17 protein-coding genes are annotated in these 17,302 nt (G+C 59.4%); 12 read left to right on the top strand and 5 right to left on the bottom strand.

Annotated features, from left to right (window positions below):
- The first annotated feature begins 27 nt into the window (after positions 1-27).
- Entirely contained in the window at positions 28-849 is an 822-nt protein-coding gene (locus ACRC4F_RS07240; RefSeq protein ID WP_438658694.1) for an SDR family NAD(P)-dependent oxidoreductase, read from the top strand.
- Between the two features lie 98 nt (positions 850-947).
- Entirely contained in the window at positions 948-2,552 is a 1,605-nt protein-coding gene (locus tag ACRC4F_RS07235; protein WP_438658693.1) for a phytoene desaturase family protein, read from the top strand.
- A gap of 149 nt (positions 2,553-2,701) precedes the next feature.
- Here the strand turns inward: ACRC4F_RS07235 and ACRC4F_RS07230 are convergent, their stop codons facing one another.
- Positions 2,702-3,367, bottom strand: a complete 666-nt coding sequence (locus ACRC4F_RS07230; RefSeq protein WP_223434415.1) for a TetR/AcrR family transcriptional regulator — start codon at positions 3,365-3,367, stop codon at positions 2,702-2,704.
- Positions 3,368-3,549: 182 nt separating this feature from the next.
- Here ACRC4F_RS07230 and ACRC4F_RS07225 point away from each other — a divergent pair, with 182 nt between their 5' ends.
- The 5 genes from ACRC4F_RS07225 to ACRC4F_RS07205 all read left to right on the top strand — a co-directional run bounded on the left by ACRC4F_RS07225 (position 3,550) and on the right by ACRC4F_RS07205 (position 8,491).
- Complete coding sequence (locus ACRC4F_RS07225) at positions 3,550-4,827, top strand: cytochrome P450 (RefSeq protein WP_438658692.1); 1,278 nt, start codon at positions 3,550-3,552, stop codon at positions 4,825-4,827.
- Positions 4,828-4,878: 51 nt separating this feature from the next.
- Positions 4,879-5,910: a hypothetical protein gene (locus ACRC4F_RS07220; RefSeq protein ID WP_438658691.1), complete on the top strand. Its 1,032-nt coding sequence runs from the start codon at positions 4,879-4,881 to the stop codon at positions 5,908-5,910.
- Positions 5,911-5,995: 85 nt separating this feature from the next.
- Positions 5,996-6,784 (top strand): SDR family NAD(P)-dependent oxidoreductase, encoded by a 789-nt coding sequence (locus tag ACRC4F_RS07215; protein ID WP_438658690.1) that lies wholly within the window; start codon positions 5,996-5,998, stop codon positions 6,782-6,784.
- A gap of 32 nt (positions 6,785-6,816) precedes the next feature.
- Positions 6,817-8,133 carry an MFS transporter gene (locus tag ACRC4F_RS07210; protein ID WP_438658689.1) on the top strand — a complete coding sequence of 439 codons (1,317 nt, stop codon included), beginning with the start codon at positions 6,817-6,819 and terminating at the stop codon, positions 8,131-8,133.
- 7 nt (positions 8,134-8,140) lie between these two features.
- Positions 8,141-8,491: a nuclear transport factor 2 family protein gene (locus ACRC4F_RS07205; protein WP_438658688.1), complete on the top strand. Its 351-nt coding sequence runs from the start codon at positions 8,141-8,143 to the stop codon at positions 8,489-8,491.
- Between the two features lie 43 nt (positions 8,492-8,534).
- Here ACRC4F_RS07205 and ACRC4F_RS07200 read toward each other — a convergent pair whose 3' ends face one another.
- The 4 genes from ACRC4F_RS07200 to ACRC4F_RS07185 form a co-directional block, all read right to left on the bottom strand.
- Positions 8,535-9,368, bottom strand: coding sequence for an oxidoreductase (locus ACRC4F_RS07200; protein WP_438658687.1), 834 nt, complete (start codon positions 9,366-9,368; stop codon positions 8,535-8,537).
- 85 nt (positions 9,369-9,453) lie between these two features.
- Positions 9,454-10,689, bottom strand: a complete 1,236-nt coding sequence (locus ACRC4F_RS07195; protein ID WP_438658686.1) for an NAD(P)/FAD-dependent oxidoreductase — start codon at positions 10,687-10,689, stop codon at positions 9,454-9,456.
- 20 nt (positions 10,690-10,709) lie between these two features.
- Positions 10,710-11,030 (bottom strand): 2Fe-2S iron-sulfur cluster-binding protein, encoded by a 321-nt coding sequence (locus ACRC4F_RS07190; RefSeq protein WP_020300799.1) that lies wholly within the window; start codon positions 11,028-11,030, stop codon positions 10,710-10,712.
- Positions 11,031-11,057: 27 nt separating this feature from the next.
- On the bottom strand, positions 11,058-12,320 hold the full coding sequence (locus ACRC4F_RS07185; RefSeq protein WP_083376126.1) for an MFS transporter: 1,263 nt from the start codon (positions 12,318-12,320) through the stop codon (positions 11,058-11,060).
- 362 nt (positions 12,321-12,682) lie between these two features.
- Between ACRC4F_RS07185 and ACRC4F_RS07180 the strand changes: the two genes are divergently transcribed.
- The 5 genes from ACRC4F_RS07180 (at position 12,683) to ACRC4F_RS07160 (ending at position 17,257) form a co-directional block, all read left to right on the top strand.
- Entirely contained in the window at positions 12,683-12,919 is a 237-nt protein-coding gene (locus ACRC4F_RS07180) for a ferredoxin (RefSeq protein ID WP_273921636.1), read from the top strand.
- 51 nt (positions 12,920-12,970) lie between these two features.
- Entirely contained in the window at positions 12,971-13,729 is a 759-nt protein-coding gene (locus ACRC4F_RS07175; RefSeq protein WP_438658685.1) for an SDR family NAD(P)-dependent oxidoreductase, read from the top strand.
- A gap of 66 nt (positions 13,730-13,795) precedes the next feature.
- The gene (locus ACRC4F_RS07170; RefSeq protein ID WP_223434405.1) at positions 13,796-14,746 is read left to right on the top strand and encodes a VOC family protein; all 951 of its coding nucleotides are present in this window, start codon (positions 13,796-13,798) and stop codon (positions 14,744-14,746) included.
- A 1-nt stretch (position 14,747) separates the two neighbouring features.
- Positions 14,748-15,632 (top strand): fumarylacetoacetate hydrolase family protein, encoded by an 885-nt coding sequence (locus ACRC4F_RS07165; RefSeq protein ID WP_438658684.1) that lies wholly within the window; start codon positions 14,748-14,750, stop codon positions 15,630-15,632.
- Positions 15,633-15,670: 38 nt separating this feature from the next.
- Positions 15,671-17,257, top strand: coding sequence for an MFS transporter (locus ACRC4F_RS07160; protein ID WP_438658683.1), 1,587 nt, complete (start codon positions 15,671-15,673; stop codon positions 17,255-17,257).
- Positions 17,258-17,302 lie beyond the last annotated feature (45 nt).

Below are 17,302 nucleotides of genomic sequence, written 5' to 3'. Positions count from 1 at the left end.
GCCACCCAAAACAATAAGGAACAGAACATGAGCACAGGAAAACTGGCAGGACGAGTGGCCATTATTACCGGCTCCGGTGGCGGCCTGGGCGCTGAGTGCGCACGGGTGCTGGCGTCGCATGGTGCAAGTATTGCGGTGGTCGATATCAATTTCGAGGGGGCCACAGCCGTGGCCCAATCACTCCTCGCCGAGGGTCATCAAGCCTTGGCGATCGCCACTGACGTGTCCTCGGAAGACGCCGTGCGGGCGATGGTTGCTCAGGTCAAACAGCATTTTGGCCGTATCGACATTCTGCACAACAACGCGGCGATCCTGAACGCCGAGCAACGTCAGCTGGACCGCGATTTCGTCAATCTCGACATGCAGGCCTGGGACCGCGCCATCGCCGTCAACCTTCGTGGCGCGGTGCTGTGCACCAAGCATGTGATACCGGTCATGCTGGAGATCGGCAAGGGCTCGATTATCTTCGCCACTTCGGGGCTGGGCATGCAGGGCGATATGTCCCTGACCGGCTACGCCACCTCGAAGGCGGGGCTGATGATGCTGCCGCGCATGGTCGCCTCGCAATACGGCAAACAAGGCATTCGCGGCAACGCCGTGCAGATCGGCCTGGCGCCTTCGGAACACGCCATGCCTGAACCCTTGCTCGACATCCTGCGCGACAACCACTGCACCGCCGAGCTGGGCACGCCTCGGCAGATTGCCGATGTGGTGGCGTTCCTGGCCAGTGACGAATCCTCCTTCGTCACCGGCACCACGCTGGTCGCCGACGGTGGTTTCAGCAGCCACACCCCCTCCCTGGTGGCGATGCGCGCGCTGTTTGCGCAGATGGGTCGCACCGGCATGTAACCCTTGCCCGGCGCACCCGGTGCGGTGCGCCGCGGCTGATCTTTGCCGCCATAGCCGCCGTGTGCCGCCGTGGTTGAACTTCGACTTGGAATTAATTGATGAACCAGAACCAAAATGCGAGCACTACGGATTTTGATGTGATCATCGTCGGCGGTGGCACCAATGGCCTTTCGGCTGGCTGCTACCTGGGCCTGGAAGGCAAGAAGGTGCTGGTTCTGGAGGCATTGGACAAGGTCGGCGGGATGGCCTCCTCGGGTTACCTGATACCTGAAGCGCCGCAGCATCTGGTTCATCCCTGTGCCCTGGACATGATGTCGATGCGCGTGCATTCCCATGTGCCAGCGGAGTTGGGACTTGATCGACACGGTTTCAAATCGATAGAGCTTGCGCCGGGGTATGTGTACCTGCACCCGGATGGGCAATCTCTGATCTTCTGGCGTGATCGCGAGAAAACCGCCGCCGAGATCCGCCGGTTCAGCAGCAAGGACGCCGAGGCGTTTCTGCAGTTCATGAAAGTCATCGACATGTTCCTCGATATCGCGTTGCCGATGATGCGTGTCGACCCGGCCAAAACAAACCTCGGCGTGAAGCTGAAAATGCTCGGCACCGCAATCAAACACAAAGCGCTGAAACCCGAATTGATGGCGCTGATGACGGGCTCTGCATTGCAGGCGGCGCGTGAGCGCTTCGAACACCCGGTGACCATTTCGGCAATGTGCGCACTCACTGGACTGGCGGGGGACATCAGCGCCGATGGCGGTGGCATCTATTACGCCTTGCTCGGTTTCCTCCATCGTTTTGGCGTGGGCCGGGTATTGGGTGGCATGCAGCAGTTGAGCAATGCCATGCAGGCTCGACTGGAAGAGCTGGGCGGGCAAGTGCTGGTGTCGGCCAGCGTCAGTGAAATCGTTGCCAGGGACGGTCAGATCAAAGGCGCGAAACTGGCGGATGGTCGTCAGTTCACCGCACGGGCAGTCATTGCTGGCTGCCACCCCAAGCCGGCGCTGGATATGGTTACCCCCGGCGAGATTCCCCAACACCTGTTGACACGCATTGCCATGGCACCGGCCAACGGCAAAGGCTCGGGGCCGCTAAAGATAGATGTTGCCTTGCGTGGGCAGATTTCTGTGCCACGTTTCGCTGCCATTCGTGGCGACGGCGTTGATTTGCGTAAAACCGTCATGCTGATCGGCACCGAAGAAGCCGTGCTGGAAAACTTCGCCGCCTGCGCCCGTGGTGAAGTGCCAAAGTTGCCCTATATCACCGTGGCCGCGCCGAGTGCGGCCGACCCTTCACAAGCGCCAGCCGGGCAGGATGTGTTGTACATCTATCCGCCGGTAATGCCGGTCAATCCCAATGAAGGTTGGGACGCGCTGCGTGAGCGGGTGGCCGACCAGGTGCAGGAACAGCTGTATGACTACATCGATGGGATCGAGGGGCAGGTGATTGGTCGACACATCGAGGCGGCTCCGGATTTTACTGCGCGCTTGAACACAGTGAATGGCTGCGTGGTGCATATCGACACCACCTCGATGCGCTCGAGCACCATGCGACCGGCGTACGGTTTGGGCGGCGATACCTTGCCTGTGGCGGGACTGTATTTAGGGAGTGCCGGCATTCATCCGGGCGGCGGGGTCAATGGCATGGCCGGGCGGTTGGCAGCCAAGCGGGTGAGCAAGTATTTGCGTAAAAAGGCTGACTAAAGCGGGTCGCTGATCCCAAGCCCCACAGAGAACCCACTGTGGGATCAAGCCTGCTCGCGAAGAGGGAGTGTCAGTCCCCATGAATGTGGGCTGACCCACCGCCTTCGCGAGCAGGGAAAGCTCATTGGGCGAGAGTGTGTGAACGGCGCTTAAACGCCGTCGACGTTCTTTTCTGCCCCCAGCGAAATACTCGCCAGCACAAAATCCGCCGAGTACTGCCGCCACGTGGCCATGCCTTGCTCCGAGTCCGTATCCAGTCCTGCAAGTGCCGACATCGAATACCGATTGGTAAACCAGCCCGTAGTCACCAACGAAGCGCTGGCCAACAATAAACGCGGATTGATGCCGGCGCGAAAATCACCACTGGCCGCCCCGCGCAACAGAATCGCGTCAAGCTTGGCAATCAGCTTCGGTGCCATTTCCAGAAAGTGGTTACGCGGTGTTTCGTGGGTGTCATGGTAGCGAATGCCTTCCAGCGCCAGGCTGCCGAGGAAGGGGTCCAGACGGTACTGGTCAAAAAAATGGTTGAGCACGGCGCGCATCGCCACTGGCGGTGAAAGCTCTTCGACATTGAGGTTGACCAGCTCGGACATGATGTTGTCCGAAGACTCATCCAGTACCGCTACAAACAGGCCTTCCTTGGAGTTGTAGTAGTGGTAGACCAGCTGCTTGGTGACGCCTGCTTCCCGGGCAATTTCTTCCACGCGCGCCCCGGCCAGGCCTTTTCTGGCGAACTCCACGCGCGCTGCCGCGAGCAGGCGATTCATCGTATTGCGTTTGCCCTGTTCGCCACCTTCGCCTGCCTTTACCGCCACCTTGTACTCCTTATGCCTGAATGGGTCTGGCTATTCATACTTTGAAGCATTTTCCCTGAGCGCTTCGTTTGACCCCGAGTCAAACGAAGCGGGTCACCGGTGTAGAGACAACCGCATACCATGGGGTGGCAGCCGGGCAATCTTGGTATGCAAGAAGAACAAAAACAAGACTGGAGATCCTGATGAGCAACGAAAGCGCAGCACTGGACCTGGCAACCGCATACTCCGCCGTGTCGGAAATGTATCGTGGCACCGACCTGGATATTCACGCGGTGTGCCGCGAGCAACGGTTGAAATCGCCCATCTATGAAGGCGACTTCATCACCCAGTTTGGCGTCCCGACCAATGCCGGCACCCAGCAGGGTACTCGCCCGACCTTCGCCTTGTTCAAATACCAGGACGTGATGACGGTTCTGCGCGATGGTGCAACTTACACCAGTGGATTTATTGCCGAAGGACTGGGAGCGTTTTTCGATGGTTTGATCATTCTGGCCATGGACGGTGACGAGCACCGCAAAGTGCGTGCCTTGTTGCAACCGGCGTTCATGCCGGAGACCGTGAACAAGTGGCGCCCACAGATCGACCAGGTCATCCGTGAGGAGTACATCCTGCCGATGTTGCCGGCGAAGAACGCCGACTTGATGAAGTTCGGTCTCGAGCTGCCGATTCGCGTCATGTACGCCCTGATGGGCTTCCCCTCGGATGAACCCTCCAAGTACAAGCAATACGCGGCCTGGGCCTTGGCCATTGTCGGCGGCAACCAGATTGACCCGAGCAAAATGGTCGAAGCGCGGCGACAGGCTGGGATCGCCGTCAAAGGTCTGTACGACGCGCTTGCCGAGGTCGTGGTGCAACGTCGTGCCGAGGGCAGCCAGGGCGATGATGTGGTCGGTCGTTTGCTGCGCGCGGAATACGAAGGGCGCACGCTGGATGACCACGAGGTGATCACCTTCACTCGCTCACTGTTGCCGGCCGCCGGCGAAACCACCACGCGCATGTTCGGCTCGGTGATGACCTTGCTGCTCACCACACCCGGGTTACTGGACCGGGTCAAGGCCGACCGCTCGCTGATCGGCAAGCTGATGGATGAAACCACGCGATTTGAACCGGTGGCCACTTTCAAAGTGCGCGAAACTGCCAAAGAAGTGGAATTTCATGGCGTGAAAATCCCGAAGGGTTCGTTCGTCCAGTGCATGGTGGTGTCCGCCAACCGCGACGAAGACGCATTTGAAAACCCCGATGAATTCGACATTGACCGCAAGCCCAAACCCTCCTTCGGTTTCGGCTTCGGCCCGCACATGTGCATCGGTCAGTTCGTTGCCAAAGTGGAGATCAGCTGCGCGGTCAACGCAATCCTCGACCTCCTCCCTAACTTGCGCCTCGACCCGAGCCAACCCGTCCCGCAGATCGGCGGCGCGCAGTTGCGTGGCGTATCCACGCTCCCGGTGATCTGGGACTGAGCCACGGTGCACTCCCGTTTCCCTGCCTCAACAAAAACAACAGAGGGCATTATGAGAACGTTTAAAACCATTCCAGAACGCGGTGATTTCGGCTTTCAACAACTGGTTGGGCCGCACCAGGTCACGGGCGCGTCGATGTCATCCGAGCGCGGCTTCTTCGGCCTGCACCTGAGCAAGAGTTCGCCGTTCGGATCGGTGCGCGATGAGCAAGGCAATATCTATTCCTTCGTCCGCTCGCTGATGGCGCCAAATGGCACGCCGAATCCAACCAAGTTCTTCTACCTGAACAACCATGTCGACAACGTTCACCTGCGCATGGATCACAAAAAAATGGCCCGTCAGGCACTGACGCCGCTGCCGGTGCACAGTCTGGAAGGCGATGTCGCACGTTGGGCCAGCCAACCGGGTGAAGCCGGTAACGCTTGGGAAATAACGGCCAGCAGCGAACGCCTGACCTGGAAAGAAGAAGGCCTGTTTCACCTCGAAGGACGTCTGCTCGGTCCGGGACTGCAGTGGTATTTACCCGGCGTGGAATGGGGCACTTTCTACGTTTCGCAGTTGTGGGACATCGCCGGCGTCTGCGAAGGGCGTCCAGTCAAAGGCGCGATGGCACTGGATCAGTTTTACATGGCTGAAGGCGGCGCCATCCACTTCAAGAAAGACCTGGTGGTGAACAACAACAAGCATGTGATCTGGTGGTCTTTCGTCACCGTTTATAAAGACGGCACGTGGGATACCGGTTCTTTCATGGTCGGTCACGACCACTTGGGTTACGCCATTTTCAACAATGAAAAAGGCGAAGTGCGGGTGACCACCGATATCGAAGGACACACCGAGCACAAGGACGGCAGCTACTTCCTCAAGTCCGCGAAAATTGTGCTTGAAGGCGAGGAAGCGTGGGAGTTCCTGCCGGACGAGAAGGGCGAGATGATCGACTTCGTCGGCGGCTTCCCGATCACGGCGCAGCAGGAAGGCCGTTGGCGCCGGGTGGGCGATACCCGCGAGCCGTCTCACTGGCTGGGCTGGGGCGAATCGGACCGGCGTAACGGCTCGGCCCGCAACGTTCCAGGCAAGGACCTGTAATCAGCCGGGTGCGCCGGGTTGCGATCATTATCCGGCGCATACGCTGCATCAGTAGCCTCTCTAATAACAACAATGAGGAATCACGATGAAATTCCGTGACAAAGTCGTGCTGGTCACTGGTGCCGGCCGAGGCATGGGTCGCGCCATTGCCCTGGCCTATGCCCGAGAGGGCGCCAAGGTGGTCGTGTCAGCACGCACCGCTCGATACGGCGAGGAAACCGTTGCCCAGATCAAGGCCCTGGGCGCGCAAGCCTGTCTGGTCGGTGGCGACATCGCCGACCGCGAGGCGATCAAGTCAATGGTGCAAGGTGGTGTAGAGCTTTTTGGTGGTCTGGATATCGTGGTGCATTGCGCCGCCGATACCAGCCACGGGCTGATCGCCGAAATGGCCGATGACACCTTTGATCACATCGTTCGCAGCAATATTCAGTCGCTGTTCTGGCTGGCCAAGGACAGCGCACCATACCTGTCCAAAGCGGTCGACAAAGGCCGGCTGATTTTCATCTCGTCCGGCGAAGCCAACCGTAAATACACCCCTCGACTGATTGCCTATGGTTCCAGCAAAGCCTTCATGAATGCCTTCGCCCGTGGCCTGGCGGTGGAATTCGGCGCCATGAACATTCTGGTCAACGTCGTCGAGCCTGGACTGATCGGCACTGACCACATGCTCGAAACCCTTGGCAATGAACTGCCGCATAAACTCGCCGCACATTTCCCGGTAGGGCGTTTGGGCGAATCCGCCGACATTGCCAACGCCGTCCTGTTTCTGACCTCCAACGAGGCTTCCTATATCACCGGCACCTCGCTGCTGGTGGATGGCGGCGCCACCATGATCGCGCTGCCCAAAGTCGAAGAAATCCTCAAGGGCCATTAATCAAGTCGCACGTGCGCGATGGGAGTCAGGTCATGACATCGGATACACGCAGTAGCAGCACCACAGCCCACGCTGGCAATGATTTTTCCGAGTTCAAGCGCGGCTGGCGCGTGGTTGTCCTAGGCCTGTTTGGCATCTGCACCAGCATTACCGCTGCGTTGCTGTACGCCTTCGGCACACTGGTGATTCCGCTGGAGCAGGCGTTCGGTTGGAGCCGTGGCGACTTGCAAGCCTCCATCACCTTTCTCTTCGCCGGGGTGGCGATTTCCACGCAACTGGTCGGCTGGCTGTACCGTCGTTTCGGTCTGCGCCGGGTGGCGATTGTTTCGATTGTGCTGCAGATCGTCGGTTACTTTGCGATCACGCGGATTCAAGGTTCAATCGGCTGGTTGTACCTGGCGTTTTTCAGCATGCCCATCATCTGTGCCGGGACCATTGCGATCACCTGGACACAATTGGTCAACCTCTGGTTCGAGCGTAACCGTGGACTGGCGTTGGCTGTGATTCTGTGTGGCACCGGGCTGATGGCGATGATTCTGCCACCCTTGTTGTCGCGGCTGATTGCCGCCTACGGTTGGCAAGCCGGATTTATTGCATTGGGCGCGATGCCGTTGCTGTTTACGCTGCCCTTGGCATTGATGTGGTTGCGCATGCCGGCGCTGCTCGCGAGTCCTGACACGACGACGCAAAAGGAACTTCCGGAGCTGTCCGGCATGTCCTTTAAACAAGCAGTGCGCTCAGGGATGTACTGGGGCTTTAACGTCGCGTTGATATTGTCGGTGTCGTTGACCGTCGGCATGGTCACCAACATGGTGCCGATGCTGCAAAGCAAGGGCCTGAGTGCGCAGCAAGCCAGCCAGATCTTCAGCACCTTTGGTATTTCCATCATCGGCGGACGCTTGTTGGTGGGTTATCTGCTGGACCGCTATTCACCTTCGGTGGTGGCCGCCGTGAGCCTGGCGCTACCCGCATTGGGCTGCGCGATCTTTCTCTTTGGCGGCGCGCAGAACACACCGTTGCTGGTGCTGGCGACCCTGTGCATCGGCGCCAGTGCCGGGGCTGAGTTCGATCTGGCAGCATTCCTGATGGCGCGCTATTTCGGCTTGAAAGACTACGCGCGGATATTTGGCCTGCACCTGTGCCTGATCACCATAGTTTCCGGTCTGGTGCCCATGCTGTTCGGCCATCTTTATGACCTGTACGGCAGCTATTCCGCCGTGCTGGTGTGCTGTTTCTGCTGCGCCATTATCGGCCCGACCATTCTGCTGTGGTTGAGGATGGAGCCGGCATTTCTCGCCCGTCAGCAAAAACTGCGCAACGGCAACACGCCTGAACCCACCCGAGGATGAACATGATATGAGCATGGACAAATACGCAATCGAGCACTTTCTACACGGGCAGATCGACTGTTGGAACCGGGGCGATAAGGAGGGCTTTTTCGCTCACTACCGCAGCGTCTCGGCCAACGGCTTGAGTATCGAATACGTCGGCAAGCCGCAGGCTGATGCATGGCAGGTGCTGGAAGGCATGTGGGCGCAGCAGCAAACCAGGGTTCGCGTCGAGGTACGCCAGTGCATTCTCAATGGCAATGAAGCGGCGTGCCATCACCTGAACGCCTTTCGCGAGCAGGAAGGTGGCATCGAAACGATCGAGTTGTATCGGTTCGAAGATGGAAAGTTGTCCGTGCGTTACTTCATCAACCAGTAATCGTTGCGCACAGCCTCGTCAGAAAGGCTGTGCGCGTCGGCGCCTAGACACCATCGGTGGAATGGGACAACTGCTGCCATTGCTCGATTTCCGCGAGCATCCTGTTGAGCTTATCACTGACCTGCTGATAAGCGTCGGAGCCCGCCAGATAACGCAACGGTGGATGTTCGCTGTTGGCCAGGTGCACCAGCGCATCGCCCAGTTTCGCCGGGTTGCCGGTTTGCTGATGGTTGTAGGCGGCCGAAGCGCCTTTGACCTTGGCGGTGAAGGCGGCGTAATCCTCCAGCCCGCGTTTACCGAAGACCGCTGAGCTGGGGTCGAGAAAGTCTGTACGGAAAACCCCGGGCTCCACCAGCGTGACCTTGATGCCGAACTGCGCTACTTCCTGGGCCAGGGATTCGGAAAAACCTTCCACAGCAAATTTAGACGCGCAGTACAGCGCCGCACCGCCCATCCCGACCACGCCCCCCATTGAAGACACGTTGAACACCCTGCCGCTGCGTTGCTGACGCATGACGGGCAGCACGGCGCGGCAGACGTTGAACACACCAAATACGTTGGTCGCGAATTGCTGGTCGGCGTCGCTGGCGAAATTGTCTTCAAACGGCGCCAGTTGGCCATAACCGGCGTTGTTGACCAGCACATCGATTTGGCCGAAATGCGCCATGGCGGTCTCTACGGCTGCCAATGCCTGGGCTTCGTCGGTCACATCCAGGGCCACGGCCAGCACGCGTTCGCCGTACTGGGCGAAGACAGTTTCCAGCGCTTCGATACGTCGGGCGCTGACCACCACGCGGTCACCGTCTGCCAATGCGGCCTTGGCAATAGCGGCACCCAAACCTCGGGCCGCACCGGTAATAAACCAGACTTTGTTCATTGCATCGCTCCAGTCGTTGTGCAAAAAAATGCCGCGTCAGCTCTGAGGCGGGCGCGGCAGCGTGCGTGAAAGATCAGCGCGGTGTTCAGTCGCGGTTGGCCGCTTCCCAGGCTTTCAGGTCGAATCCGTCAGCGGCGGCCTCGGCCGCCGTCAGCTTGGGTGCGCGGGCGAGAATCTTGCGCGCCGCCATGTGATCGCCCATGCGATTGCAGGATTCCACGGCCACCAGACGGTCATCGCGAAAGCACAGCACTGACGCTTGATGTTCTTCGACTGAACCGAGCACGACGGTACTGTCATAGCCATGGGAGAGACCGGCAATCTGCAGCTTCAAGTTGCCTTGATCAGTCCAGAACCAGGGGAGGGCGCTATAGGGCGCCGGTTTGCCCATCAATCGTGCGGCCACGGCGCGGGCCTGGTCGACGGCGTTCTGCACCGACTCGAGGCGAGTGTGTAACTCATTGTTTTGCAGGCACGGGAAGCTGGCGACATCCCCCACTGCGGAAATTTGTGAGTCAGAGGTCAGCAGACTGGCGTCCACCTTGATGCCGTTCTCGATGTCCAGACCGGCTTCAGTCGCCAGTTGCGCATTGGGGATCACACCGATACCAAACACCACCAGTTCAGCAGGGAGCGCACGTCCGTCACCGGTTTGCACCGCGCACACCTTCCCGTTGTCGCCGTCGATTCGGCTCAAGCCCTGGCGGAAGTCAAAATGCACACCCCAGCCCTCATGTGCCTGGCGAAACAACTGCGACATCTCCCGCGAAACGGCGCGGGCCATGGGGCGCTCGCCCAGCTCCAGTACGTGCACATTAGCCCCTAGGGCAGCGGCCACCGCCGCGAACTCAAGGCCGATAAACCCGGCACCAATCACCACCACGTTGCGCGCCTCTTTGGCCAGCGGCGCCAGGGCATCGGCATCGGCTTTGGTTTTGATACCGAACACTTGCGGCAGCTCTGCGCCGGGAACCGGCAGGGGGCGGTTGTGGGCTCCGGTCGCCAGCACCAAGTGGTCGTAACTGACGGCAGCACCCGAGGCCAACACCACGCGTCGGTTCAGGCGGTCGATCGCGGTCGCCTGGTCATGCAGCAGTTCAATGCGCTGGGTGGTGTAGAAATCAGCAAGACGAAACAGCAGATTGGTCGCCTGGATCTTGCCAAGCAGATAAGCCTTGGACAATGGCGGGCGCTGGTAGGGCAGGCCTGGCTCATCGCCGATCAGGGTGATGCGCCCGTCATAGCCTTCCTGACGCAGGGAGGCAGCGACCTGAAATCCGGCCTGGCCAGCACCGACGATAACGACTGAGGCGAGGGTCATGGGAGCTCCTTCAAGCGCATTCAGAATTGCGACGACGGCAGGTGCAGAACCATGCCGTCCATGTCTTCGCTGATGATCATTTGACAGCTCAAGCGGCTGCTGTCACGGCGTTCGAAAGCGTACTCGAGCATGTCGTTCTCCATGCCTTCCGCCGCTTGCACCTTGCCCAGCCAGGCCTCGTCGACATAGGTGTGGCAGGTGGCGCAACTGCAGGCACCACCGCAGTCGGCAGAAATACCCGGCACCGAGGCGAAGGTCGCGGCTTGCATCACCGATTGGCCGATGTCGCCTTTGACCTGATGGGCGGTGCCGTTGTGTTCAATAAACGTCAATGTGGGCATGTTCTGCTCCGATTCTTGTTGGGGGGCTCAGGATTGGCTGGGAATGGTTTGCGCATTGAAGTGCGGTACGCGCCCCAGGGTCAGTAGCAACAGCGGACCGATGAGGCAGCATGCGGCGCTGTAAACCAGCATCGCGTTATACGAACCAGTGCGCGCCAGCATGTACGCGAAGAGCAGCGGCGCCAGCGCCGAGGCCACGGTATTCAGGCCCTGATGCACACCGAACAGGCGGCCGTATTCGCGCAAGCCGAAGTAGCGGGCAATCAGGAATGCGGCAATATCGAACTCCGCCCCGGCGCCGAATCCCACCAGCACCGCCGCCAGCATCAGCGGAGCAAATTCGGTGGTCGGGCTCAGGTAGATGAAACAACCGACGGCGGGCAGCACCAGGCTGATCGCAGACACAATCGGCGGCCACAGACGATCGAGCAGATAGCCGATAAGCATGCGGCCGAAGATCAGCGAAATACCAAAGCAGCTGAAGATGGTGGCCGCGTCCCCGGCCGACAGACCTCGGGCTTGCAGCATGGGCACGGTGCTGGTGACCATGCCGACAATCGAAGAAATCACCAGGCTGAGCGCCAGGTTGCAGGTCCAGAATTTCAGCGAGCCCATACCTTCACGAAAAGACATGCCGGGCAATTGCTCCAGCGCATGACCGTCGTCACGCTGACCTGCAACAGTGGGTAGCTTGAACCACAGCAGAATCAGCGGCAGCAGCACCAACAGGTTGAGCAGCGCGAGAATCACGAAGGCCGCGCGCCAGTCCCATTGCTCGATACCCCACGCCATCAGGCGAGGAATGGTGGCGGCGGTGACGCCGGTCCCGGACAGACCAATGGCCAGCGCCAGGCCGCGATTGCTGTCGAACCAAAGGCTTATCAGTTGGGTCCAGGTCACCGCCAGCGCGCCCATGCCGACGATGGGCAGTAGCGCAAAGGCGATGTACATCGACCAGATCGATTGGGTCAGTTGCGTGGTCGCCAGGTAGCCGAGTGACAACAGCAGCAGGGAAATAACCGTCACGCGCTTCATGCCGTAGCGCAGGTTGAACCAACCCACCAACTGCAATGACACCACCGCGCCGCCAAACAGAAAGGTGATGCAGGCTTGCAGTTCACTTTTGCTCCAGCCAAAGGCATCGCCGAGCGGCACGACCAGTGTGCCGAAGCCATAGAGCAGGGCGGCGTTGATGCTGATGGCCACTCCGGCGACCGACAAAATCAGGATTTTCCAGCTTTGGCGAAATTCGCGTAGATCGATTGCCGCTTCGTTTCTAGACGGGTGCATGAAGTTGGCTTCCTTATAGGTTTTGTTGAGCCAAGCACTGCTACAAGTGGTGATGTGGATCACCGCCAGCAGATTCTTTGAACAGAATCTGGTTTTTTAATCAGAATAAAATCAGAAATTCGGCTTTGTCCAGCGCAGCTATCTGACTAACGGACAAACGAATCTCATGCGTTGCACCCACCGTTGAATCACTCTGAAGCCAGCCGTGTTCAACATCCTGCTGCGATTCACCCCTTTTGATGCCAAGGCAGTGATTAGCGACAGCGGATGTGTCTCAGCATATCCGCGTTAAAAATTAATTGCACATAAAATAAATAAGTGTTCATAATTTGCAAAGGCTGAACCTGATAAAGGAGAAAAAAATGAGTTCAGAAAAAGCGCAATTCAAAGCAGTGGCCGACCGAAGCCGCTGCTGTGGTTATGGTTTGTGTGCTGCGATTTGTCCCAGCCTGTACAAGCTTGATGCCGATGGCATGGTGTACCTCGACGACGCCCGGGTTCCGCCGGAGTTGGAGGAGGAGGCGCGTGAGGGTGCGGCCGCCTGCCCCGCGGAGGCCATCTGGCTTGAGCCCATCACCCCGGATGACGACGCTGTTTGATGGCGTGAGCGTCAGCTGCAACGTGATAACCACTGAGGTGAGGATGTGCTAATGGGACGATTACCAAACAAGGTCGCGCTGATTACCGGTACTGGCGGCGGCCAGGGCAGGGCTGCGGCGCTGCGTTTTGCCCGCGAAGGGGCGATTGTGGTCGGTTGCGATTTCAACGCCGAAGGTCACGAGGAGACGGCAGCATTGATGCGAGCCGAGGGGTTTACCCTGTACGGCTCGGCACCCGTGGACCTGGGCGATCACGAACAGGCCAAGACCTGGATCGATGCCGCCGTGGCTGAACACGGGCGCATCGACATTCTCTACAACAACGCTTCCGCCGCACGTTTCGGGCTGGTCAGCGAGCTGTCGATCGAAGATTGGCAGTACACCATGCGCAATGAAATCGACCTGCTGTTCTATACGACCAAATATGCCTGGCACCACTTGGCCGAACAGCGCGGGGTGATCATCAACGTATCGTCCACCGCCGCCTGGGGTGGCTCGAAAGTTGCCGGCATTTCCGCGCATTCAGCTGCCAAGGGCGCTGTGGTGTCCTTCACTCGCCAGTTGGCGGTAGAAGGGGCGCCGTTCGGTATCCGTGCGGTCAGTTTGAGCCCGGGATTTGTCGCGACGCCTGGCACCCGGCCGTTTCTGGAAGACCCAAAGATGCGTGCCATGTTGCTGGATGGCGTATTGATGGATCGCCCCGGCGAACCCGAGGAAGTGGTGGCGATGGCGGTCTTTGTCGCCTCGGATGAAGCTTCATTCATTACCGGTTCGGACTTCGTCATCGATGGCGGGTTACTCGCGATCTAGCACGCGCGGCGCTCCGACAGGGGCTACCGGCACCCTTTCATCTCGAACAATAACAAGGTGAATAACGTGGACATCATCGGTATCGGTTACATGGGCTTTGAGACCCCCAATCTCGAAGCGTGGCGTGAGTATGGCCCGCAGGTGATGGGTTTTGGCATCGGCAAGAACCCCGAGAGTGATCCCGATTCGCTGTACTTCAAAATCGATGATCGCCGCCATCGCTTCGCTTTTCATCCAGGCAAGGTAGACCGAATTGTCTACATCGGCTGGGAAGCGGTGGGACGCATGGCGTTCGAGGACGGTATCAAGAAGCTCGCGGCCGCCAATGTCGACTTCACCCGCGGTGATGCCGAACTGTGCGAAAAGCGTGGCGTGCGTGAATTGGTGCGTTTTCGTGATCCGGTGGGGTATCAGCACGAACTGTTTTACGGGCAAAAATGGCTGCCGCGCTCGTTCCAGCCGGGCCGTCCGCACAGTGGTTTCCTTGCCGACGAACGGGGTGCGGGTCATGTGGTGCTGATCACCCCGGACTACACGCCGGAACTGGAAGACTTCCTGCTTAACGTCATGGGTTTCAGCTGGTATGGCGCCGGTGCGGGCAAAGGACGAACCGGTTTCTTCCGCTCCAAACTCAACCATCACACCAGTCATGACATCGCGTATGGCCACGGCCCGGGTCGCATGGGCGTGCAACATGTCGGGCTGTTTGTGCGCAACGTGCGTGATGTCGGTGAGACCTACGACATCGTGCGTCAGCGTGAACTGCCGATGATGATGACCCTCGGCCAACATGCCCAGGACCCCCATCTGTCGTTCTACCATTTCAATCCGTCCGGGTTTGCCTTTGAGACCATTGCTGAAATCGAGCCATGGCAAGGCGATCCCTACGAGCTGAATCCGGAAAAGCTCAGTCTGTGGGGCCACGAAATGGTCGGGCCAATTCTTGGTGCCAGCGTCAAGACACCGGAAGAAGTACTCGACGCCGAGTACCTGCCGACGTACCTGGCCAAGCGCTGATATGCGCCTGGCGCGGGTCGAGGTGGACGGGCAAGCGTTCTGGGCGTTGCTGGATGCGCAAACTGACCGCCTGCGGCGTATTCATGCGCCGTTCACCCACTGGGCCGGGCTAGGGGCGGATCTTACGCCAGACGCCCTGGACCTGAGTGGCGAATGGTTGCCGTTGTCGGCTTCGCGCCTGCTTGCGCCGCTGGAACCGGGCAGCCGGGTATTTGGTGTGGGCCTCAATTACCTCAGCCACCTCAAGCGTCTGGGCAGTGAGGCGCCGGCGCACCCGCTGGCCTACATGAAACCTGAGTCAGCGCTGGTCGGTGCAAATGACGAGATCGATTATTCGCCGCTGACCACCCAGCTTGATTACGAGGTGGAACTCGTCGCCGTGGTGGGTCGCCCTTTGCTGGATGAACCCCATGCCAGCGCTTGCCTACTGGGGTACACCGTAGGCAATGACATCAGCGCGCGGGATGCCGGCAAGCAGATTGGTCGTCTTGACCTGTTGACCCAGAAATCCATGGACCGCACCACGCCAGTGGGGCCCTGGATTGTGACCGCCGACGATCTGGGCATTACCGGGCAACCGACACTGGATATGCGCCTGAGCGTAAACGACGAAGTGCGCCAGCAGGACAATACGCGGCAAATGATTTTTCCCCTGGACGAGTTGCTCAATTATCTGGATGCACGCATCAGTCTGCGTCCTGGCGATCTGGTGTTCACTGGCTCAACCCACGGTGTAGGGCTGGAAAGCGGGCGTTTTCTGCAGCCGGGTGATTGGGTCGACGCTGAAATCGAAGGCATCGGCCAACTGCGCAATTCCATCGCTCAGCCGCGTCAGCTCAGCCCTTCGCGGGCGATGGGGCGACTGGGTCAGCCGCTGGACAAATAATTCCTGATTTTGACTAGCGTAGCCGCTGAGGAGTGAAGATGAGCGAGGGCTCGGCGTGGGCGCCGTTTCGCAATAAAGCGTTCCGCGGCTTATGGCTGGCAGCCGCAGTGGTCAACATGGCTATCTGGATGCAGACGGTCGCCGCGGCGTGGATCATGACCACATTGACGACCTCGGCAGCCATGGTCTCTCTGGTGCAAACCGCCGTGACCCTGCCGGTGTTCCTGTTTGCCTTTCCCGGTGGGGTGATTGCCGATCGGGTGGACCGTCGCAGTTGGCTGATCATTACCCAGTGCATGATGCTGTTCGCCGCGCTGGTGTTGTGTGGGCTGGCGTACAGCGCGCACCTGGAAACCTGGGGCTTGCTGGCGTTTACCTTTGTGCTCGGTACCGGCAGTGCGTTGGGCATGTCGGCGTGGATGGTGACCATGGTCGGTGTACTGCCCCGCGACCAAGTGCCGGCCGCAGTGTCCTTGAACGGAATTTCCATCAATGCCACCCGCGCTTTGGGCCCCGCGCTGGCGGGTGCATTGATTGCGTACTGGAACACGACCTCGGTATTTCTGGTAATCGCGCTGTGTATGTTCGCGGTGCTGCTCTTCCTCTTTCGTATCGCGCCCAACCCGCCCACCGTGGGCTTGCCACCGGAAACCATGACCGGCGGCATGCGCAGTGGCCTGCGCTACATCCGGCATTCAGCGGTCCTGTTCAGCGCCATGAAGCAGGTTCTGGTGTTCACTATGAGTGCCAGCGCTTTGTGGGCCTTGATGCCACTGGTGGCCAAGCAGGAATTGGGCATGGATGCCGGTGGTTATGGCTTGCTCATGGCGTTTCTTGGTGCCGGTGCCGTGTTGGCTGCACTCGGCTTGCCGCGGCTGTATCGCGTACTGGGCATGCGTCATCTGCTGGTTTGCGGCGCCATCTCCTTTGCCCTCGCCACTCTCACTGCCGCGCTATCCAACAACCGCTATGCGGTCTGCGCGATGATGCTGCTGGCGGGGTTTGGCTGGATGGCGGTCAACGCGACCATTTCCACGGTGGTGCAAACCTATGCCGCCAACTGGGTGCGCGCGCGGGTCGCATCGGTCTATGTGTTGATCCTGATGGGCGCGATGGCAGCCGGAGGTGCGATATGGGGGGCATTGGCCGAATACCTGGGGTTGAGCCAGAGCTTGCTGCTCTCGACACTGTTGTTGCTGGTCGGTATCGCGCTGACCCGCAATGGCCATGTGGAGCTGGGCCAGGAAGCAGACTTTGCCGAGGTTCAGTTGACCGACACACTGCAACTGGCCAGTCCAGTGTCCCATTCCGATGGACCGGTATCGGTGGAGATTGTGTACCAGGTGGCGGCGCCAGATCGCGATGACTTTCTTGCCGCGGTGTACACGGTAGGCAAGGCACGACGGCGCAACGGCGCGCAAAACTGGCGTTTGTACCGCGACATGGCGGACCCGCAACTCTACAGCGAGCGCTTTATTGTCGAGTCCTGGCTGGAATACTTGCGCCAACAGGTTCGGGTGACCCAGGCCGACCATGCCCAAGAGCGTCTCATCGAGCGTTTTCGTCGCGAAGATCTGCAAACCCGCCGTTTGATCTATCAGCCGCCAGTGAAACTAACCGATTGAAGTGATCGAGTAATTCCCAGATAAAACTTTTACGGCGCCAATCAT

It is taken from the genome of Pseudomonas sp. (assembly GCF_051660785.1).
Classification (GTDB): domain Bacteria; phylum Pseudomonadota; class Gammaproteobacteria; order Pseudomonadales; family Pseudomonadaceae; genus Aquipseudomonas.
Note: the sequence above shows the minus strand (reverse complement) of the source record. Positions and strands in the feature narration are given on the sequence as shown.